13 protein-coding genes and 5 tRNA genes are annotated in these 17,740 nt (G+C 42.3%); 16 read left to right on the top strand and 2 right to left on the bottom strand.

Annotation, left to right across the window (positions count from 1 at the left end; genetic code table 11):
- Positions 1 to 621: 621 nt before the first annotated feature.
- Entirely contained in the window at positions 622 to 1,230 is a 609-nt protein-coding gene (locus tag LKO28_RS11710) for a fibronectin type III domain-containing protein (RefSeq protein ID WP_227695055.1), read from the top strand.
- A gap of 85 nt (positions 1,231 to 1,315) precedes the next feature.
- Positions 1,316 to 1,795, top strand: coding sequence for a hypothetical protein (locus tag LKO28_RS11715; protein WP_227695057.1), 480 nt, complete (start codon positions 1,316 to 1,318; stop codon positions 1,793 to 1,795).
- A 7-nt stretch (positions 1,796 to 1,802) separates the two neighbouring features.
- Here LKO28_RS11715 and LKO28_RS11720 read toward each other — a convergent pair whose 3' ends face one another.
- A complete protein-coding gene (locus LKO28_RS11720; protein ID WP_227695058.1) occupies positions 1,803 to 2,963 on the bottom strand; it encodes a BamA/TamA family outer membrane protein in 1,161 nt (386 codons plus the stop codon).
- 304 nt (positions 2,964 to 3,267) lie between these two features.
- Here LKO28_RS11720 and LKO28_RS11725 point away from each other — a divergent pair.
- The 14 genes from LKO28_RS11725 to rpoC all read left to right on the top strand — a co-directional run bounded on the left by LKO28_RS11725 (position 3,268) and on the right by rpoC (position 16,655).
- Positions 3,268 to 3,340: transfer RNA gene (locus tag LKO28_RS11725), tRNA-Thr, on the top strand.
- A 26-nt stretch (positions 3,341 to 3,366) separates the two neighbouring features.
- Positions 3,367 to 3,450: transfer RNA gene (locus LKO28_RS11730), tRNA-Tyr, on the top strand.
- A 62-nt stretch (positions 3,451 to 3,512) separates the two neighbouring features.
- Positions 3,513 to 3,585 (top strand) — tRNA-Gly (locus LKO28_RS11735).
- A gap of 91 nt (positions 3,586 to 3,676) precedes the next feature.
- Positions 3,677 to 3,748: transfer RNA gene (locus LKO28_RS11740), tRNA-Thr, on the top strand.
- Between the two features lie 77 nt (positions 3,749 to 3,825).
- The gene (gene tuf, locus LKO28_RS11745; RefSeq protein WP_227695059.1) at positions 3,826 to 5,013 is read left to right on the top strand and encodes an elongation factor Tu; all 1,188 of its coding nucleotides are present in this window, start codon (positions 3,826 to 3,828) and stop codon (positions 5,011 to 5,013) included.
- A gap of 161 nt (positions 5,014 to 5,174) precedes the next feature.
- A tRNA-Trp gene (locus LKO28_RS11750) sits at positions 5,175 to 5,246 on the top strand.
- A 24-nt stretch (positions 5,247 to 5,270) separates the two neighbouring features.
- The gene (gene secE / locus LKO28_RS11755) at positions 5,271 to 5,465 is read left to right on the top strand and encodes a preprotein translocase subunit SecE (protein ID WP_227695060.1); all 195 of its coding nucleotides are present in this window, start codon (positions 5,271 to 5,273) and stop codon (positions 5,463 to 5,465) included.
- An 18-nt stretch (positions 5,466 to 5,483) separates the two neighbouring features.
- On the top strand, positions 5,484 to 6,029 hold the full coding sequence (nusG, locus tag LKO28_RS11760; protein ID WP_189625109.1) for a transcription termination/antitermination protein NusG: 546 nt from the start codon (positions 5,484 to 5,486) through the stop codon (positions 6,027 to 6,029).
- Between the two features lie 205 nt (positions 6,030 to 6,234).
- Positions 6,235 to 6,678 carry a 50S ribosomal protein L11 gene (rplK, locus tag LKO28_RS11765; protein WP_227695061.1) on the top strand — a complete coding sequence of 148 codons (444 nt, stop codon included), beginning with the start codon at positions 6,235 to 6,237 and terminating at the stop codon, positions 6,676 to 6,678.
- Positions 6,679 to 6,700: 22 nt separating this feature from the next.
- On the top strand, positions 6,701 to 7,399 hold the full coding sequence (gene rplA, locus LKO28_RS11770; RefSeq protein ID WP_227695063.1) for a 50S ribosomal protein L1: 699 nt from the start codon (positions 6,701 to 6,703) through the stop codon (positions 7,397 to 7,399).
- A gap of 2 nt (positions 7,400 to 7,401) precedes the next feature.
- On the top strand, positions 7,402 to 7,920 hold the full coding sequence (gene rplJ / locus LKO28_RS11775; protein WP_227695065.1) for a 50S ribosomal protein L10: 519 nt from the start codon (positions 7,402 to 7,404) through the stop codon (positions 7,918 to 7,920).
- A gap of 73 nt (positions 7,921 to 7,993) precedes the next feature.
- Positions 7,994 to 8,374: a 50S ribosomal protein L7/L12 gene (rplL, locus tag LKO28_RS11780; RefSeq protein WP_227695066.1), complete on the top strand. Its 381-nt coding sequence runs from the start codon at positions 7,994 to 7,996 to the stop codon at positions 8,372 to 8,374.
- A 178-nt stretch (positions 8,375 to 8,552) separates the two neighbouring features.
- Positions 8,553 to 12,347, top strand: a complete 3,795-nt coding sequence (rpoB, locus tag LKO28_RS11785) for a DNA-directed RNA polymerase subunit beta (protein WP_411028043.1) — start codon at positions 8,553 to 8,555, stop codon at positions 12,345 to 12,347.
- A 30-nt stretch (positions 12,348 to 12,377) separates the two neighbouring features.
- Positions 12,378 to 16,655 carry a DNA-directed RNA polymerase subunit beta' gene (gene rpoC / locus LKO28_RS11790; RefSeq protein ID WP_227695068.1) on the top strand — a complete coding sequence of 1,426 codons (4,278 nt, stop codon included), beginning with the start codon at positions 12,378 to 12,380 and terminating at the stop codon, positions 16,653 to 16,655.
- A gap of 63 nt (positions 16,656 to 16,718) precedes the next feature.
- Here rpoC and LKO28_RS11795 read toward each other — a convergent pair whose 3' ends face one another.
- Positions 16,719 to 17,711: a sugar kinase gene (locus LKO28_RS11795; RefSeq protein ID WP_227695069.1), complete on the bottom strand. Its 993-nt coding sequence runs from the start codon at positions 17,709 to 17,711 to the stop codon at positions 16,719 to 16,721.
- Between the last annotated feature and the right edge of the window lie 29 nt (positions 17,712 to 17,740).

Genomic DNA, 17,740 nt, shown 5'->3' on the forward strand with positions numbered 1-17,740 from the left:
CGCTAATATAGTGCGTTTCTATGGGACTGGACATCAACGTGCAGCACGTGGAGCGACGATAACCACGATTGTGTAATATTCACTTGCTGATAGGAAGGTGGTAATCGCGCATATGGATAACAAGTAGGCCTTTATTTTAGATGGGCTCGCAAATGGAATAGCGAGGTTTCCCAACCCAACAGGATCGTGCTTAAGGATTTTCAGGATATCGGTTAGCCAGCGGTAAGCTCAGGCAGGTATTGGATATACGCATATTGTTTTTTTTAATACGCCAATAGGATGTTCCGGGTGCGAAGCTAGGGCGACCGCCGTGCCGGTAAGTTGTAGCGCGGGGTATGCTAGTACGCTAATCTTGCATGCAAGTCTATTTTGCTGTTTTCACGATTATTTTAACTAAAAACTGCCTTCATGACGTCGAAAAAGCGGATTTTGAAGATAAATACTTTGAGAGTTTGCATGGAAAAGGTTCGTTTTTTGGCCAAAAACTTTTTTGGGGTACCCCCGAAATTGGCCAGAATCTACACCTTTTGTTCATTTTTGTAGCACATCTTTGTAATGGAATAAGGTAGTAGTATGGATGAAGTCTACTATCTACGAAACGAATATTAAACAAATAACAACATGGCAAAACCAGTATTTACAAGCAAAGATGCAACGCAATTGTTGGTCTATGCAGAACAGATTTTTTTAAAGCTGACGGAGAACGCTGATCTATTCACCGATCCGGTTCCGGATTTAACGACCTTGGAGACAAATTTGAGTGCTTATCGGGAGGCGTATGCTGAAGCTAGTTTTCGGGACAAGCGGGCTGTCATCTTAAAGGCACAACATGGCGAAAAACTTCAAGATGTTATTCGCCGGTTAGCGCACTATGTCGAAGGGGTCGCGGCGGGTGACGAAGCGATTATCGTAGCAGCGGGATTTCGTCCTTCAAGGTCCAGTCACGTTTCTTTAGGGCGTACACCGAAGCCGGAAAACCTCCGTGTAGAACATATACAGGTTGGTTCCGGGATTATACGCTTGCGTGTTAACTCTTGGCGACCGGCGAGGCTTTATCAGTATGAATATCGTAAAAAGGGAAAAGAACAGTGGAGCAGCGTGATGCATACCAAATCTTCTTTAGAAATGAGCAATCTGGACATGCTTGAGGAGTATGAATTTCGGGTATCCTATATTGGTAGTGATGTCACGTTGAACTACAGTGATTTGATTACGGCATGGGTGATATGAGGGAAAAGGGAAGGGGAGTACATTTTCGTTGCAGTTTGTGTCGTAGTCTAATATAATGCTATTATTTAAACACTAAATTTGTAGCATGCGCTACTACTGGGATCTGATCCAACATTTTTTTGTCTCCAATAGCCGTCACGGTACGCATTCTCCTTTCGTATATGGTCTGGCTTCCCGTGTTATTTATCATATTTCACGTGTGCGGCCTTATACGGTGGCTGTTCCTTCCGATTTTAACCCCAAATATAGTGACCTACTTTTAGCTATATTAACCGATATGGGGGTTCAAAAGCTGGCTTGTTTTCGGGAGGATACTTCTGCTGATGCGTTATTTGCCGATTTAAAGAGCGCTCCGGCTGATCAGCTCCTCGAAGCTATTCGTCGAGGAAAGATTATCGTGGTACATGAACCTTTTCACACCCGCCAAACAAAACAGTTATGGCGGGAACTGATCCAAAGTCCGGATGTGGTGGTCTCGATCAATCTATTCCATTTCGGATTGTTGATGTACCGGGAAGGGCAGCGTAAAGAGAACTTTCTCCTACGTTATCCGTTTTGGAGGTGAATGAAAATTAAAAGGCTTCGCTGATGCTTAGATAGAATCCGGTCTGCCTCTTTTCGCCCGGTCTTTTTTCACCGAATGCATAATCCAATCGGACCGTACTGTTGTGTTCTAAACTAAAGAAATAACGGATGCCGCCTCCAAAACTGGGGACTAGGCGCAAATTATGTTGCGGCGAAAAGGTGCTTCCTGTCCCGCCGAAGCCGACGACACCCAGCCGTGGTATGAACCGGTAACGTAGCTCCAGTTGTGCGGTAGCGTAGTTTTTATCTTTATACCGACCTAAATAATAGCCGCGCATCGTCATATCACCGCCTAGATCCCGATAGTTGTAGAATGGGATGTGATCGCCAAAGGTACCACGGTAAAGTAGCTGACTGGCCAATGTCACTTTTGAGGAAAGGGATCGAAACCCTCTAAAATCAGCTTCGAGCTGACTCCCTGTGAAATTATCGCCACCCCAAAAATTCGGCGCGTACGCAAATTTTAGTCTGGAATAGAAGCCGTCGGTTGTATAGGTGGTATTATTTCGCGTATCATATAGGGAAGAAACGCCCAGCGCTAAGTATTGTCCGCCGCTCTTTCCTAATATATCTGGCCTTTCAAATATTCCGCCCGGATCACGGTCTGCAAACTTAAAATACTCGTAATTGGCGTTTACGCCGGCATACCAGTTAGCGGCTATTCTTTTTTCGACTTCTATTCTCGTCCGTACCAGCTGCTGTTCCAGAAAGTCTTCATCAGCCAACCAAGTATCCGTTCCTATCCCGTAGAAATTAAAAGGCCAATCTCGGTAACGTAATTCGGAAACGATATGATAGGCGTTATCGGTCGTCCAGAGATCAGTGAGCAATTTGATGTTTTTTTGGCTTTTCGTCGTCAATGTACCGATTAGGGTAATGTTCGATGTCCGGTTGTTGGGGTCTGCTTTGTCTAAATAGAAGTTGTAGGTGCTCCCGATGCCATATTCTACACCGGTTTCCTGTGCATATCCTAGGGCGGGTAGGACAATCAGACTACCTCCTCTGGTGGAATCATTCTCGGAAGAAAGGAATTTTTTTATCATCCGCTGGACGAATGTTTGCTCTTGTGCAGCTATTTTGGAGATGGTCGTTGCGGTGAACAACAGCGTCAAAAGTATACCGTTTTTTAACGATGATTTTAATTTCATGAACATATAAAGATAAGCACTGCCCTAAAAAGGCGGTGCAAGATGTAAATTATTTCCTTGCATATCAAGTATATGATAAAAGCAACGGTTTTTTTTTGTGAAATATTTTTGTAGTTTGGATGTAGTCGCTATCTTTGCCTCATCAAAATCAAACCCGTTAAGGTTGTTTGAGGCTGATTGGAAGAGTTCTTTAACACATTAAAAAAAAATAAAAAACTTGCAAATATCAAAATTAAGTTGGATTTTTGCACTCGCTATCTGAGGAGATAGTAGTTCTTTAGAGAGTTTTTTAAAATAAAATATTGCCTCTTTAGCTCAGCTGGTAGAGCAACTGACTTGTAATCAGTAGGTCATTGGTTCGATCCCGATAAGAGGCTCTAAATGCAAATTATTTTGCAGGTATGGAGGGGTTCCAGAGCGGTCAAATGGGACGGACTGTAAATCCGTTGCTTCGGCTTCGAAGGTTCGAATCCTTCTCCCTCCACCATCCGATTTTAGTTGGTTTTGTTTGGCTCCTTTGTGGGTTATCAAGACCGCTGAAATCAACCAGCGGAAGTAGCTCAATTGGTAGAGCGATAGCCTTCCAAGCTATAGGTTGCGGGTTCGAGGCCCGTCTTCCGCTCATTTTTAAAGTTTGATTTTAAGTCTCTGTCTTTTTGATTAATTGTCCAAATAGGTAGAGGCTATTATCTGTAGATAGGCTTTTTGAGAAAGCCGAAGTAGCTCAGGGGTAGAGCACTTCCTTGGTAAGGAAGAGGTCGTGGGTTCAAATCCCATCTTTGGCTCAAGAAATATGAAAGTTTATTACTTTTGTAAAGAATTTAATAAAGAAACATTTTTATAATTACTAATTCGCATAAACATGGCAAAAGAGAAATTTGACCGGAGTAAACCGCACTTAAACATCGGTACAATCGGTCACGTTGACCACGGTAAAACAACTACTACAGCGGCTATCACTAAGGTATTAGCTGATAAAGGTTTTTCAGAAGCACGTTCATTTGATTCAATTGACTCTGCTCCTGAAGAAAAAGAGCGTGGTATCACAATTAACACGTCACACGTAGAATACCAAACAGCGAACCGTCACTATGCGCACGTTGATTGTCCAGGTCACGCTGACTATGTGAAAAACATGGTTACTGGTGCTGCCCAAATGGATGGTGCTATCATCGTAGTTGCTGCGACCGATGGTCCGATGCCTCAAACTCGTGAGCACATCTTGTTGGCTCGCCAGGTAGGTGTTCCTGCGTTAGTAGTATTTTTGAACAAAGTTGACTTGGTTGACGACGAAGAGTTGTTGGAACTAGTTGAAATGGAAGTTCGCGAACTTTTATCTTTCTACGAATTCCCAGGTGATGATATTCCAGTAGTAAAAGGTTCTGCACTTGGTGCATTGAACGGCGAAGAGCAGTGGGTTGATAAAATCATGGAATTGATGGAAGCAGTAGATAACTACATTCCGATTCCTCCACGTTTGACAGATCTTCCTTTCTTGATGCCAATCGAGGACGTATTCTCTATCACAGGTCGTGGTACAGTTGCTACAGGTCGTATCGAAAGAGGTGTAATTAACTCTGGTGATCCAGTTGACATCTTAGGTATGGGTGCTGAGAACTTGAAATCTACTGTAACAGGGGTTGAGATGTTCCGTAAGATTTTGGATTACGGTGAAGCTGGAGATAACGTAGGTCTATTGTTACGTGGTATTGAGAAAACTGATATCAAACGTGGTATGGTTATCTGTAAACCAGGTTCTGTAACTCCTCACACTGACTTCAAAGCTGAGGTTTACGTATTGTCAAAAGCAGAGGGTGGTCGTCACACACCATTCTTTAACAAATATCGTCCGCAGTTCTATTTCCGTACAACTGACGTAACAGGAGAAATCTCGTTGCCAGAAGGTACTGAAATGGTTATGCCTGGTGATAACGTTACAATCAGTGTGAAATTGATCAACGCTATCGCGATGGAAAAAGGTCTACGTTTCGCTATCCGTGAAGGTGGTAGAACAGTAGGTGCTGGTCAGGTAACTGAAATTGTAGCGTAATCTTTTAGATTATTCTAATACAATAAAACAAGCTAATTAGCTAAAGGCTAGTTAGCTTGTTTTTTTCTACCTAAGAATTGATTAATTAGCGTAGAAAAAAAGTAAATAATATTTGCGCTAATAGTGTTGAAACGCTATATTTGCGTCATCAAAAAAAACCAAGGGGTATAGTATAATGGTTAGTATAGCGGTCTCCAAAACCGTTGGTCTGGGTTCGAATCCTGGTACCCCTGCTAAAAAGATTTAGGTAAACTAAAATGGCTAAAGTACTTGATTTTATAAAAAGCTCCTATGTAGAGGTTACAGAGAAAGTAACTTGGCCTACTTGGGCGCAATTGCAAAACTCCGCAGTGGTGGTACTTGTAGCGTCTGTCATTATTGCGTTGTTGATATTTGTGATGGATAAGGCTTCAAGTAACTTATTGGAGTTGTTGTATGGAATTACTTCCTAAATTTATCGTTATAATTTTATGGCAGATCAATCGTTAAAATGGTATGTAGTTCGTGCCGTTAGTGGAAAAGAGAAGAAGGTGAAGCAATACGTCGAGGCGGAGGTGAGCCGTTTGGGCATTCAGCACTTAGTGCCTCAGGTATTGATCCCAATGGAAAAATATTACCAAATGCGCGATGGGAAGAAAGTTGCAAAAGAGCGTAACTATTATCCCGGTTATGTTTTAATCGAAGCGGCATTGGACGGTGAGATTGAGCACGCAATTAAAAACTTGAATAGTGTTATCGGTTTCTTGGGTGACAAGGCCGGGAATGCGATTCCGTTGCGTCCTGCTGAAGTAAATCGGATACTAGGTAAGGTAGACGAGATGGCGGAACAGGGTGAAAGTATGAATGTTCCTTATTATGTGGGAGAAACCGTGAAAGTGAACGACGGGCCATTCAATGGGTTTACGGGTGAGATCGAAGAGGTTCATGAAGATAAAAAGAAATTAACCGTTATGGTAAAAGTCTTTGGTCGGAAAACGCCACTAGAACTCAATTATATGCAAGTTGAGAAAGAGTAATTGAAATCTTTATAGAAAAAGGGCGATCCACATAGATCGCCCTTTTTTATTTGTTTTTAATTTTACATTTTTTATTTCGAAACTTCTTATTATCTTTGCACCTCGTTTGGTTATCTAGTTGATGGGTAGCCTGCGCAAGAATAAATGTTACGTTATAATGCTTCCACCTTACTAACAAACATTTAACAATTAAATTCAAAACAAAATGGCAAAAGAAGTCAGTGCGTTAGTAAAATTACAAGTAAAGGGCGGTGCTGCGAATCCATCTCCTCCAGTAGGACCTGCATTAGGTGCTAAAGGGGTGAACATTATGGATTTCTGTAAGCAATTCAACGCTCGTACGCAAGACAAACCAGGGCAAGTATTGCCTGTTGTCATTACAGTTTATAGTGACAAGTCGTTCGATTTTATCATTAAAACTCCGCCAGTAGCTGTTCAGTTAAAAGATGCAGCTAAATTGAAAAGCGGATCTGGTGAGCCTAACCGTAAAAAAGTTGCTTCTATTACATGGGAGCAGGTTGAGGCTATTGCCACAGATAAAATGCCTGATTTGAATGCATTTACTGTAGAGGCAGCCATGAAAATGGTCGCTGGGACAGCACGTAGTATGGGCATTACCGTTTCTGGTAGCGCTCCTTGGAACAATTAATTAACGAAATCAGTTTAAGAAAGTGGCTAGATTAACAAAAAATCAAAAAGCGGCACTATCCAAAATTGAAGCTGGTAAGGCGTACTCTTTAAAAGAAGCAGCAGCTTTAGTTAAAGAGATTACAGCGACGAAATTTGATGCTTCTGTGGATATCGACGTTCGTTTAGGCGTGGATCCTCGTAAAGCAAACCAAATGGTTCGCGGTATCGCGACATTACCTCACGGAACCGGTAAAGCTGTGCGTGTTTTAGTATTGTGTACTCCTGACAAGGAAGAAGAAGCTAAAGCAGCAGGTGCGGATTACGTGGGTCTTGATGACTATATCAGCAAAATCGAAGGTGGTTGGACTGACGTTGATATCATTATTACTATGCCTAGCGTTATGGCAAAAGTGGGTAAATTAGGACGTATTTTAGGTCCTCGAAACTTAATGCCTAACCCTAAAACTGGTACAGTGACTACGGAAGTAGGTAAAGCTGTAACGGAAGTTAAAGGTGGTAAAATTGATTTCAAAGTCGACAAGACAGGTATCATCCATACTTCAGTGGGTAAAGCGTCGTTCGAAGCAGATAAGATTTATGACAACGCATTAGAGGTATTACAAACTATTGCACGTCTTAAACCGTCTGCTGCTAAAGGAACATACTTTAGGAGTATTCACATCTCTTCAACGATGAGTCCTAGTATTCACGTGGAGACTAAATCAGTAGCAGGAATTTAATCATGAGAAAAGAAGAAAAACAAGCAATTGTTCAAGCTTTGGCCGAGCAGATTAAATCTTACGGTAATTTTTACATTACGGATACTGCTGATTTAACTGTTGAAAAAGTAAATAATATTCGCCGTAAGGGTTACGAGCAAGGTATAGCGATTCAAGTTGCTAAAAATTCCTTGATCGAGAAAGCCCTTGAGGAAGCCGGAATTGATTCAGAAGAGTTGCGTGGTGTGCTTAAAGGCGCTTCTACGTTGATGTTCTCTGAAACAGGAAATGCACCAGCGAAATTGATCAAACAATTGCGTAAAGAAGGTGATAAGCCCCTTTTAAAAGCGGCTTACATCCAAGAGACTGCTTTTGTTGGTGACGATCAATTGAATGCGCTAGTTTCCCTTAAATCTAAGGAAGAACTTGTTGCTGACGTTATTGCATTGCTTCAATCTCCTGCGAAGAATGTTATTTCTGCACTTCAATCAGGTGGAAATACAATTTCAGGTTTAGTAAAAGCTTTAGAAGAAAGAGGCTAACGAACACCTCTTATAAAAGTTCGTGTTTATAATTAACAATCTTTATTAAGTACATTCAAAAATTCAAAATAAAATGGCAGATTTAAAACAACTTGCTGAACAGTTGGTTAACTTAACAGTAAAAGAAGTTAAAGAATTAGCTGATATCCTTAAAGACGAGTACGGTATCGAGCCTGCTGCTGCAGCTGTAGCTGTTGCAGGACCTGCTGCTGGTGGCGACGGTGCTGCTGCTGCTGAAGAGAAAACTTCATTCGACGTTATCTTGAAAGAAGCTGGTGGTCAGAAATTGGCAGTAGTTAAATTGGTGAAAGACCTAGCTGGTTTAGGTTTGAAAGAAGCTAAAGATTTAGTGGACGCTGCACCTAAGGAATTGAAAGCTGGTGTTTCTAAAGACGAAGCTGAAGCGTTGAAAAAACAATTAGAAGAAGCTGGAGCAGTAGTTGAGGTTAAGTAATCTCAGCTTAGAAAAGCACCTTAAAGGTTTAGACTCTGTCAATATATTGTCAGAGTCTATTCCTGTTTATATTATTACGTGTATCAGATGGTTGCTGGCATCTGATAAAGACATGATTACAGCATAGTTGGCTCAGTTTTTTTAAACTAAAATACTTATTCCCTTGGCAAACAATAATATGCAACAAGAAAGAGTGAATTTTGCAATAAGTAAGAAGGTTATCGATTATCCGGATTTCTTAAATGTGCAATTGCAATCTTTCAAGGAGTTTTTTCAATTAGAAACTACTTCTGACAACCGCCATCAGGAAGGGCTGTTCAAGGTTTTCTCGGAAAACTTCCCTATTTCTGATTCAAGAAACATCTTCGTACTAGAGTTTTTGGATTATTTTATCGATCCGCCACGCTATGATATACAGGAATGTATCGAGCGGGGGTTGACGTATAGCGTTCCGCTCAAAGCGAAGTTGAAGTTATCTTGTAATGACGAAGAACACGAGGATTTCGAAACCATTGTACAGGACGTATATTTGGGAACGATTCCTTATATGACGCCAAAAGGTACCTTTGTGATCAATGGTGCTGAGCGTGTTATCGTTTCTCAGTTACACCGTTCCCCAGGCGTATTCTTTGGTCAGAGTAGACACACAAATGGTACGAAACTTTATTCTGCAAGGGTAATTCCTTTTAAAGGATCTTGGATCGAGTTCGCTACAGACGTTAACAACGTGATGTATGCGTATATCGATCGGAAGAAAAAATTCCCGGTTACTACTTTGTTACGTGCGATCGGTTACGACTCAGATAAAGACATCTTAGAATTGTTCGATCTCGCAGATGAAGTTAAAGTTAGTAAATCCGGTCTGAAGAAATACGTTGGTCGTCGTTTAGCGGCTAGGGTGTTGAAAAAATGGATAGAGGATTTCGTGGATGAGGACACGGGAGAAGTGGTGTCTATCGACAGAAATGAAATTATCTTAGAACGTGAAACTGTTTTAGAGGAAGACCACATTGAAATGATTATCGATGCAGGGGTAAAATCTATTATCCTGGCAAAAGAAGATGGTGCAAACAATGCGGACTACTCCATTATATATAATACTTTACAAAAGGATACCTCGAACTCTGAAAAGGAGGCTGTGGAACACATCTATAGGCAATTGCGTAACGCGGAACCACCAGATGAGGAAACTGCACGTGGTATCATTGATCGTTTGTTCTTCTCGGATAAACGTTATGATTTAGGTGATGTCGGTCGTTACCGGATTAACCGTAAGTTGAAATTAGATACGGCAGATGATACGAAAGTATTGACACGCGAGGACATTATTGCTATCGTGAAGTATTTAATCAACTTGATTAACTCTAAAGCGGAAGTGGATGATATTGACCACTTATCCAACCGTCGTGTACGTACGGTAGGTGAGCAGTTGTACGCACAATTTGGTGTGGGTCTTTCTCGTATGGCGCGTACCATTCGGGAACGTATGAATATTCGTGACAATGAGGTGTTTACACCGACTGATTTGATTAATGCACGTACGTTATCGTCCGTGATCAACTCTTTCTTTGGAACAAACCAGTTGTCACAATTTATGGATCAAACGAACCCATTGGCAGAGATTACGCACAAGCGTCGTCTATCAGCCTTAGGTCCCGGTGGTCTTTCGCGTGAGCGTGCGGGCTTCGAAGTGCGTGACGTTCACTATACGCACTACGGTCGTCTGTGTACAATTGAAACACCAGAGGGTCCGAATATCGGTTTGATTTCTTCGTTGGCTGTACACGCGAAAATTAACAACTTAGGTTTTATTGAAACGCCTTACCGTCAAGTAAGAGATGGTAAAGTCGTCGTTGATGAACCCGTAGTTTACTTGTCTGCGGAGGATGAGGATGATAAAACTATTGCGCAAGCAAATGCGCAATACGATGATAAAGGTAACTTTGAAGATCCAAAAGTAAAAGCGAGATATGAGGGTGACTTCCCGATTATTGAGCCGGAGAAATTGGATTATATGGACGTTGCGCCTAACCAGATCACTTCGATTGCTGCTTCGTTGATTCCATTCTTGGAACATGATGATGCCAACCGTGCGTTGATGGGATCGAACATGCAGCGTCAAGCAGTTCCTTTATTGAAGCCGCAAGCGCCTATTGTAGGTACTGGATTGGAAGCTCGCGTAGCATCGGATTCGCGTACCTTGATCAATGCAGAGGGTGAAGGTGTGGTAGAATATGTGGACGCTAACGAGATCAAAATTCGTTACGTGCGCACAGATGATGATCGTTTAGTGTCGTTTGATAACGATGTGAAAACATATAGACTTACCAAGTTTAAGAAAACCAACCAAAATACCTGTATCAACTTGAAGCCTATTGTGATAAAAGGGCAGAAAGTAAGCAAAGGTCAGGTATTGTGTGAGGGGTATGCAACGGAGAATGGTGAGTTGGCGTTAGGTCGTAACTTGAAAGTGGCGTTCATGCCTTGGCAGGGATATAACTTTGAGGATGCGATTGTAATCTCTGAACGTGTGGTATCGCAAGACTTGTTCACCTCTTTGCATATTGAAGAGTTTGAATTGGAAGTGCGGGATACAAAACGTGGTGAAGAGGAGTTAACTTCGGATATTCCGAACGTGTCGGAGGAAGCTACTAAAGATCTAGACGAGAATGGCATCATCCGTGTAGGTGCGGAGGTAAACGGTGGAGATATCTTGATTGGTAAGATCACTCCTAAAGGGGAGTCGGATCCATCACCGGAAGAGAAATTACTACGTGCTATCTTTGGTGACAAAGCTGGAGATGTAAAAGATGCGTCTCTGAAAGCTTCGCCATCGTTGAAGGGTGTTGTTATTGATACGAAACTGTTCTCACGTGCTAAAAAAATGTCGAAAGATGCAGAAAGAAAAGCATTAGACAAATTAGAGGTTGCGCACAATAAGGCGGTGAAAATATTGAAAGATCGTTTGGTGGAAAAATTGTTTACGATCGTAAACGGTAAAACTAGCCAAGGGGTATTCAATGTATATAGAGAATTATTGGTGCCGAAGGGGGCGAAATTCACGCAGAAAATCCTGATAGATTTGGATTATGCACATATTAACCCAACCGGTTGGACGACAGACGAAGATAAAAACGAACTGATTAAGTTGGCTCTTCACTTCTACAACATCAAAGTTAACGAAGAATTAGGTGCCTTTAAGCGGGATAAGTTTGCTATCTCTGTAGGAGATGAACTTCCATCGGGTATCGTTCAGATGGCGAAAGTTTATGTTGCGAAAAAGCGTAAGTTGAAAGTGGGTGATAAGATGGCGGGACGTCACGGTAACAAAGGTATTGTTGCGCGTATCGTTCGCGATGAAGATATGCCGTTCTTGGAAGATGGTACGCCGGTTGATATCGTACTAAACCCATTGGGGGTACCTTCGCGGATGAACCTTGGACAGATTTACGAAACTGTTTTGGGATGGGCCGGTCAGAAACTCGGAACTAAGTTTGCCACACCGATTTTTGATGGTGCGGAAATGGATGAAGTGGAAGATTGGATTGCGAAAGCTGAATTGCCGAAGTCTGGAAGAACCTATTTATATAATGGTTTGACAGGTGAGCGTTTTGATCAACCGACTACGGTGGGTGTAATTTACATGTTGAAACTTGGTCACATGGTGGATGATAAAATGCACGCACGTTCTATAGGACCATACTCGCTAATTACGCAACAACCGTTAGGTGGTAAGGCACAATTTGGTGGCCAGCGTTTTGGTGAGATGGAGGTATGGGCATTGGAAGCATTTGGTGCGTCGAATATCCTTCAGGAGATCTTAACCGTGAAATCAGACGATGTTGTTGGCCGTGCCAAAACGTATGAGGCTATCGTGAAAGGTAATAACCTTCCAACTCCATCGGTACCGGAGTCGTTTAATGTATTGGTACATGAGCTACGCGGTTTAGGATTAGATATCACATTAGATTAATCAAGCATACAGCTTTAACTTTTTATAAGTATGTCTTACAAAAAAGATAATAAAATTAAAAGCAACTTCACGTCGATTACGATCAGTTTGGCTTCTCCGGAAACAATCTTGGAGCGTTCTAGTGGTGAGGTTACAAAACCAGAGACGATCAACTATCGTACCTACAAACCTGAGCGTGATGGTTTATTCTGTGAGCGTATCTTTGGTCCGGTAAAAGACTATGAATGCCACTGTGGTAAATACAAACGTATTCGTTATAAAGGTATCGTGTGTGACCGTTGTGGTGTGGAAGTTACGGAGAAAAAAGTACGTCGTGAGCGCATGGGACATATCAACTTGGTTGTTCCTGTGGCACATATTTGGTATTTCCGTTCTCTTCCTAATAAGATAGGTTATTTGTTGGGTCTTCCGACCAAAAAGTTGGATATGATCATCTACTACGAAAGATACGTGGTTATCCAATCAGGTATTAAGGAAGAAGATGGTATTTCCTATATGGATTTCTTAACAGAAGAAGAGTATCTGGATATTTTGGATACTTTGCCAAAAGAAAATCAATATCTGGATGATACAGACCCGCAGAAATTCATCGCGAAGATGGGGGCTGAGGCGATGGAGGAACTTTTGAAACGTATCGACTTAGATCAATTATCTTATGATTTACGTCACCAAGCAGCGAATGAGACTTCACAACAGCGTAAAAACGAAGCGTTAAAACGTCTTCACGTTGTGGAAGCTTTCCGTGGGGCTAATACGCGTATCGAAAATCGTCCGGAGTGGATGATCGTGAAAATTGTTCCGATTATTCCGCCGGAGTTGAGACCATTGGTTCCATTGGATGGTGGTCGTTTCGCGACTTCTGATTTGAACGATTTATACCGTCGTGTTATTATCCGTAATAATCGTCTGAAACGTTTGATCGAAATTAAAGCGCCGGAAGTTATCTTGCGTAACGAGAAACGTATGCTTCAGGAAGCGGTGGATTCGTTATTTGATAACTCGCGTAAAGTGAATGCGGTGAAAACCGAGGGTAACCGTGCGTTGAAATCGTTGTCCGATATTTTGAAAGGTAAGCAGGGTCGTTTCCGTCAAAACTTATTGGGTAAGCGTGTGGATTACTCGGCGCGTTCTGTTATTGTCGTTGGTCCGCACTTGAAACTTCATGAGTGTGGTCTTCCGAAGGACATGGCTGCGGAGTTGTACAAACCGTTTATCATCCGTAAGATGATTGAAAGAGGTATTGTAAAAACCGTAAAATCAGCGAAAAAGATCGTGGATCGTAAAGATCCGGTTGTTTGGGATATTTTGGAGAATGTATTGAAGGGGCACCCGGTATTACTTAACCGTGCACCGACACTTCACCGTTTAGGTATCCAGGCTTTCCAACCGACGCTAGTTGAAGGTAAGGCGATCCAGTTACACCCATTGGTGTGTACCGCATTCAACGCCGATTTCGACGGTGACCAAATGGCTGTTCACTTACCTTTAGGTAATGCGGCTATATTGGAAGCTCAAATCTTAATGTTGGCTTCGCACAACATTCTTAACCCTGCGAACGGTTCTCCAGTAACGGTTCCGTCTCAGGATATGGTGTTGGGGCTTTATTATATTACGAAAGGCCGGAAGTCTGCAGCGGATCATAAAGTAAGGGGCGAGGGCATGACATTTTATTCTCCGGAAGAAGTTATTATTGCTTTGAACGAGGATCAAGTTGATTTGCACGCATTCATCAAAGTAAAAACGAAGAACAGAAGTAAAGACGGTCAAATCACGGAGGGTATTATTGAAACTACCGTTGGTCGGGTAATCTTTAATCAGATTGTGCCTGAGGAGATGGGGTATGTCAACGAACTCCTGACTAAGAAATCTTTGCGTAATATTATTGGGGATATTGTGAAAAGTACGGGTATGGCTCGTGCGGCACAGTTCTTGGATGATATGAAAGAGCTAGGTTTCCAAACGGCTTTCAAAGGCGGTTTGTCTTTCAACCTGCAAGATTTGAATATTCCGGCTGCTAAAGCGGATTTGATTGAGCAAGCGACAAATGAAGTGGAAGAGGTAATGAATAACTATAACATGGGTTTCATTACGAACAACGAACGCTACAATCAAATTATCGATATCTGGACACGTATCAACAATAGATTGACGGCATACGTGATGGATATTCTTTCGAATGATAACCAAGGGTTCAACTCGGTTTATATGATGTTGGATTCTGGTGCACGTGGATCGAAAGAACAGATTCGCCAGTTATGTGGTATGCGGGGTCTGATGGCTAAGCCTCAGAAATCTGGTACCTCAGGCGGTGAGATTATCGAGAACCCGATTTTATCGAACTTCAAAGAAGGTTTATCGGTTTTGGAGTACTTTATCTCTACTCACGGTGCGCGTAAAGGTCTTGCGGATACGGCATTGAAGACAGCGGATGCTGGTTACTTGACCCGTCGTCTACATGATGTTGCGCAAGATATGATCGTGGTGGAAGAAGATTGTAACACGCTACGGGGTTTATATAAAACTGCGCTTAAAGAAAATGACGATATTGTTGAACCACTATACGACCGTATCTTAGGACGTACACCATTGAATGATGTCTATCATCCGGAGACAGGGGCGCTAATTGTTGCTGCAAACGAAGATATTGACGAAGATATCGCATTGGCAATCGAAGAGGCTGGTATCGAAGGGGTTGAGATTCGTTCGGTATTGACCTGTGAAGCTAAACGTGGTGTGTGTACAACGTGTTATGGACGAAATCTAGCGTCTGGTAAGCGTGTGCAGATGGGTGAAGCTGTGGGGGTTATCGCGGCGCAGTCCGTCGGTGAACCGGGTACACAGCTGACGTTACGGACGTTCCACGTCGGTGGTACGGCATCTAATATTGCTGCGGAATCTAGTATCGTGGCGAAATATGACGGTAAGATAGAGTTTGAAAATGGTCGATTTGTAGCTAAAGAAGGCGAAGAAGGACCATATCAGATAGCTATCGGACGTTCGGGAGAGGTGCGTATCGTTGGGGAGGACAGAAAGGTACTCTATAATCAAATTATTCCTTACGGTGCAAGTGTATACGTTAATGATGGGGATAAAGTAGAAAAGGGTAAAGTGCTGGCTGATTGGGATCCGTATAACGCGGTAATCATCTCCGAGTTTCCGGGTAAAATTGAGTTCGAATCGATTATTGAGGGCGTTACCTTCCGTGACGAATCGGATGAACAAACTGGTCACAAAGAGAAAGTTATTATTGAGACGCGTGATAAAACTAAAAACCCAACCATTAAGATTGCGGACTTAGCGGGAGATACCTTACGCTCGTACAATATTCCGGTAGGGGCACACGTTTCTGTTCAGGATAAGCAAAAAATCAAAGAGGGTACAATCCTCGCTAAGATTCCTCGCGCAACAGGTAAAACACGTGATATCACCGGGGGTCTTCCTCGTGTAACGGAATTGTTCGAAGCACGTAACCCGTCGAATCCGGCTGTTGTTACGGAAATCGATGGAGTTGTTACCTTGGGTGGTGTGAAACGTGGTAACCGCGAGATTTCGATCGAATCCAGAGATGGACAGATCAAAAAATACTTGGTACCATTGTCTAAGCATATCTTGGTGCAAGATAATGACTTTGTAAAAGCGGGTATGCCATTGTCTGATGGTTCTATTTCTCCATCTGATATCCTTTCTATTAAAGGTCCAGCAGCGGTTCAAGAGTATATCGTAAATGGTATACAGGAAGTTTATCGCTTGCAAGGGGTGAAAATCAACGATAAGCACTTTGAAACGATTGTTCACCAAATGATGCAGAAAGTGAATATTGAGGATCCGGGCGATACACGTTTCTTAGAAAAAGAAGCTGTGAACAAGTGGGATTTCATGGAAGAAAACGATTCCTTATTTGATAAGAAGGTTGTCGTGGACGCAGGGGATTCGAATGAACTGAAAGCTGGTCAAATTGTAACGATGCGTAAGCTTCGGGAAGAAAATTCCAGCTTGCGTCGTCAAGATTTAAAAACAGTAGAAGTTCGCGACGCTATCCCAGCGACTTCAAGTCCGTTGCTACAGGGTATTACCCGTGCTTCACTAGGAACCAAGTCGTTTATCTCGGCTGCGTCGTTCCAAGAAACTACCAAAGTCTTGAACGAAGCTGCGATTGCAGGTAAACGTGACGACTTGTTAGGTTTGAAAGAAAACGTAATTGTAGGTCACTTGATTCCTTCTGGAACAGGTTTGCGGGAATACAGCAACATCATTGTTGGTTCGCGAGAAGAATACGATCAATTACTGGCTTCCAAGGAAGAGGATTAATCGTTCTAATAAAACAAAAAAGGCAGCAAATTTTGCTGCCTTTTTTGTTTATCTGTTATGCTGTTATTTGATCTTACCGTTACCAAAATCGCCCTTTACAAAAAGCTTTTGAAATCCTGCTCCTGTAGCGGTATCAATAACCTCTTGAGCCGTCATGTTGTTAACCAAGGCATGGATATATCCGGCCATAAATGCATCGCCACTGCCGATACGGTCGATTACTTCAAACGTTTCCATGATCTCCGAAGAGACGTGTTCTGTGGGGGTATGGTATGTGCCGTAAAATAGGTTGTGATTCGGACCGTCCATGAAACGGAAGGTGTAGGCCACGTGTTTGCATTTAGGATATTTTTCGAAAACTTGTTCCGCAGATTCTCTAGCAGCTGTTAGATAAGTGTCTTGTGGGGTGTTTCTATCCAAGGTGTCGTTTACATCTGTGCCAAGCATCTTGTTCGCTGCCCAAATATTACCCATCACCACATCGCAGTGCGCGACAAGTTGAGGCATTACATCGATCGGCTGTTTTCCATATTGCCACAAACGGTTTCGGTAGTTTAAGTCGACCGAAATGGTAATGTTACGGCTGGCAGCTTCTTGGAGGAGCGTATCCATCAGATCGGCCATGTTTTGGTTAAGTGCCGGCGTAAGTGCTGTCCAGTGGAGCCACGTCACACCATCTAATAATTTGTTTACATCAATATCTGCGATCGTTAACTGACTGAAACTCGAATATTTCCGGTCATAGATAACTTCTCCTTTTGATAGCCCATTGGCAGACATGAGTATATAGGTTCCTATTCGGTCTCCAATATGAAGCGATTTATCGGTTTTCACCCCGACGGTATTCAGAATTTTTAAAATTTCCTCCGATAAAGCATTTTGTGGAAACGCGCTGCCATAGGCCGCGTTGTTTCCCATCTGGGCAAGTCCGGCTGCTACATTGGCTTCCGAACCTCCAGGAAAAATTTCTAGACGATTATTTTCTTTATCAAAAAATGTCTTGCCTAAACTTTGTTGTCGGATTAATATTTCGCCGAAAGATAATATAAGGTTCATGAATATTTATTTTGGAGGTTAAATTAGCG

It is taken from the genome of Sphingobacterium sp. FBM7-1, from assembly GCF_020687765.1.
Taxonomy (GTDB): Bacteria; Bacteroidota; Bacteroidia; order Sphingobacteriales; family Sphingobacteriaceae; genus Sphingobacterium.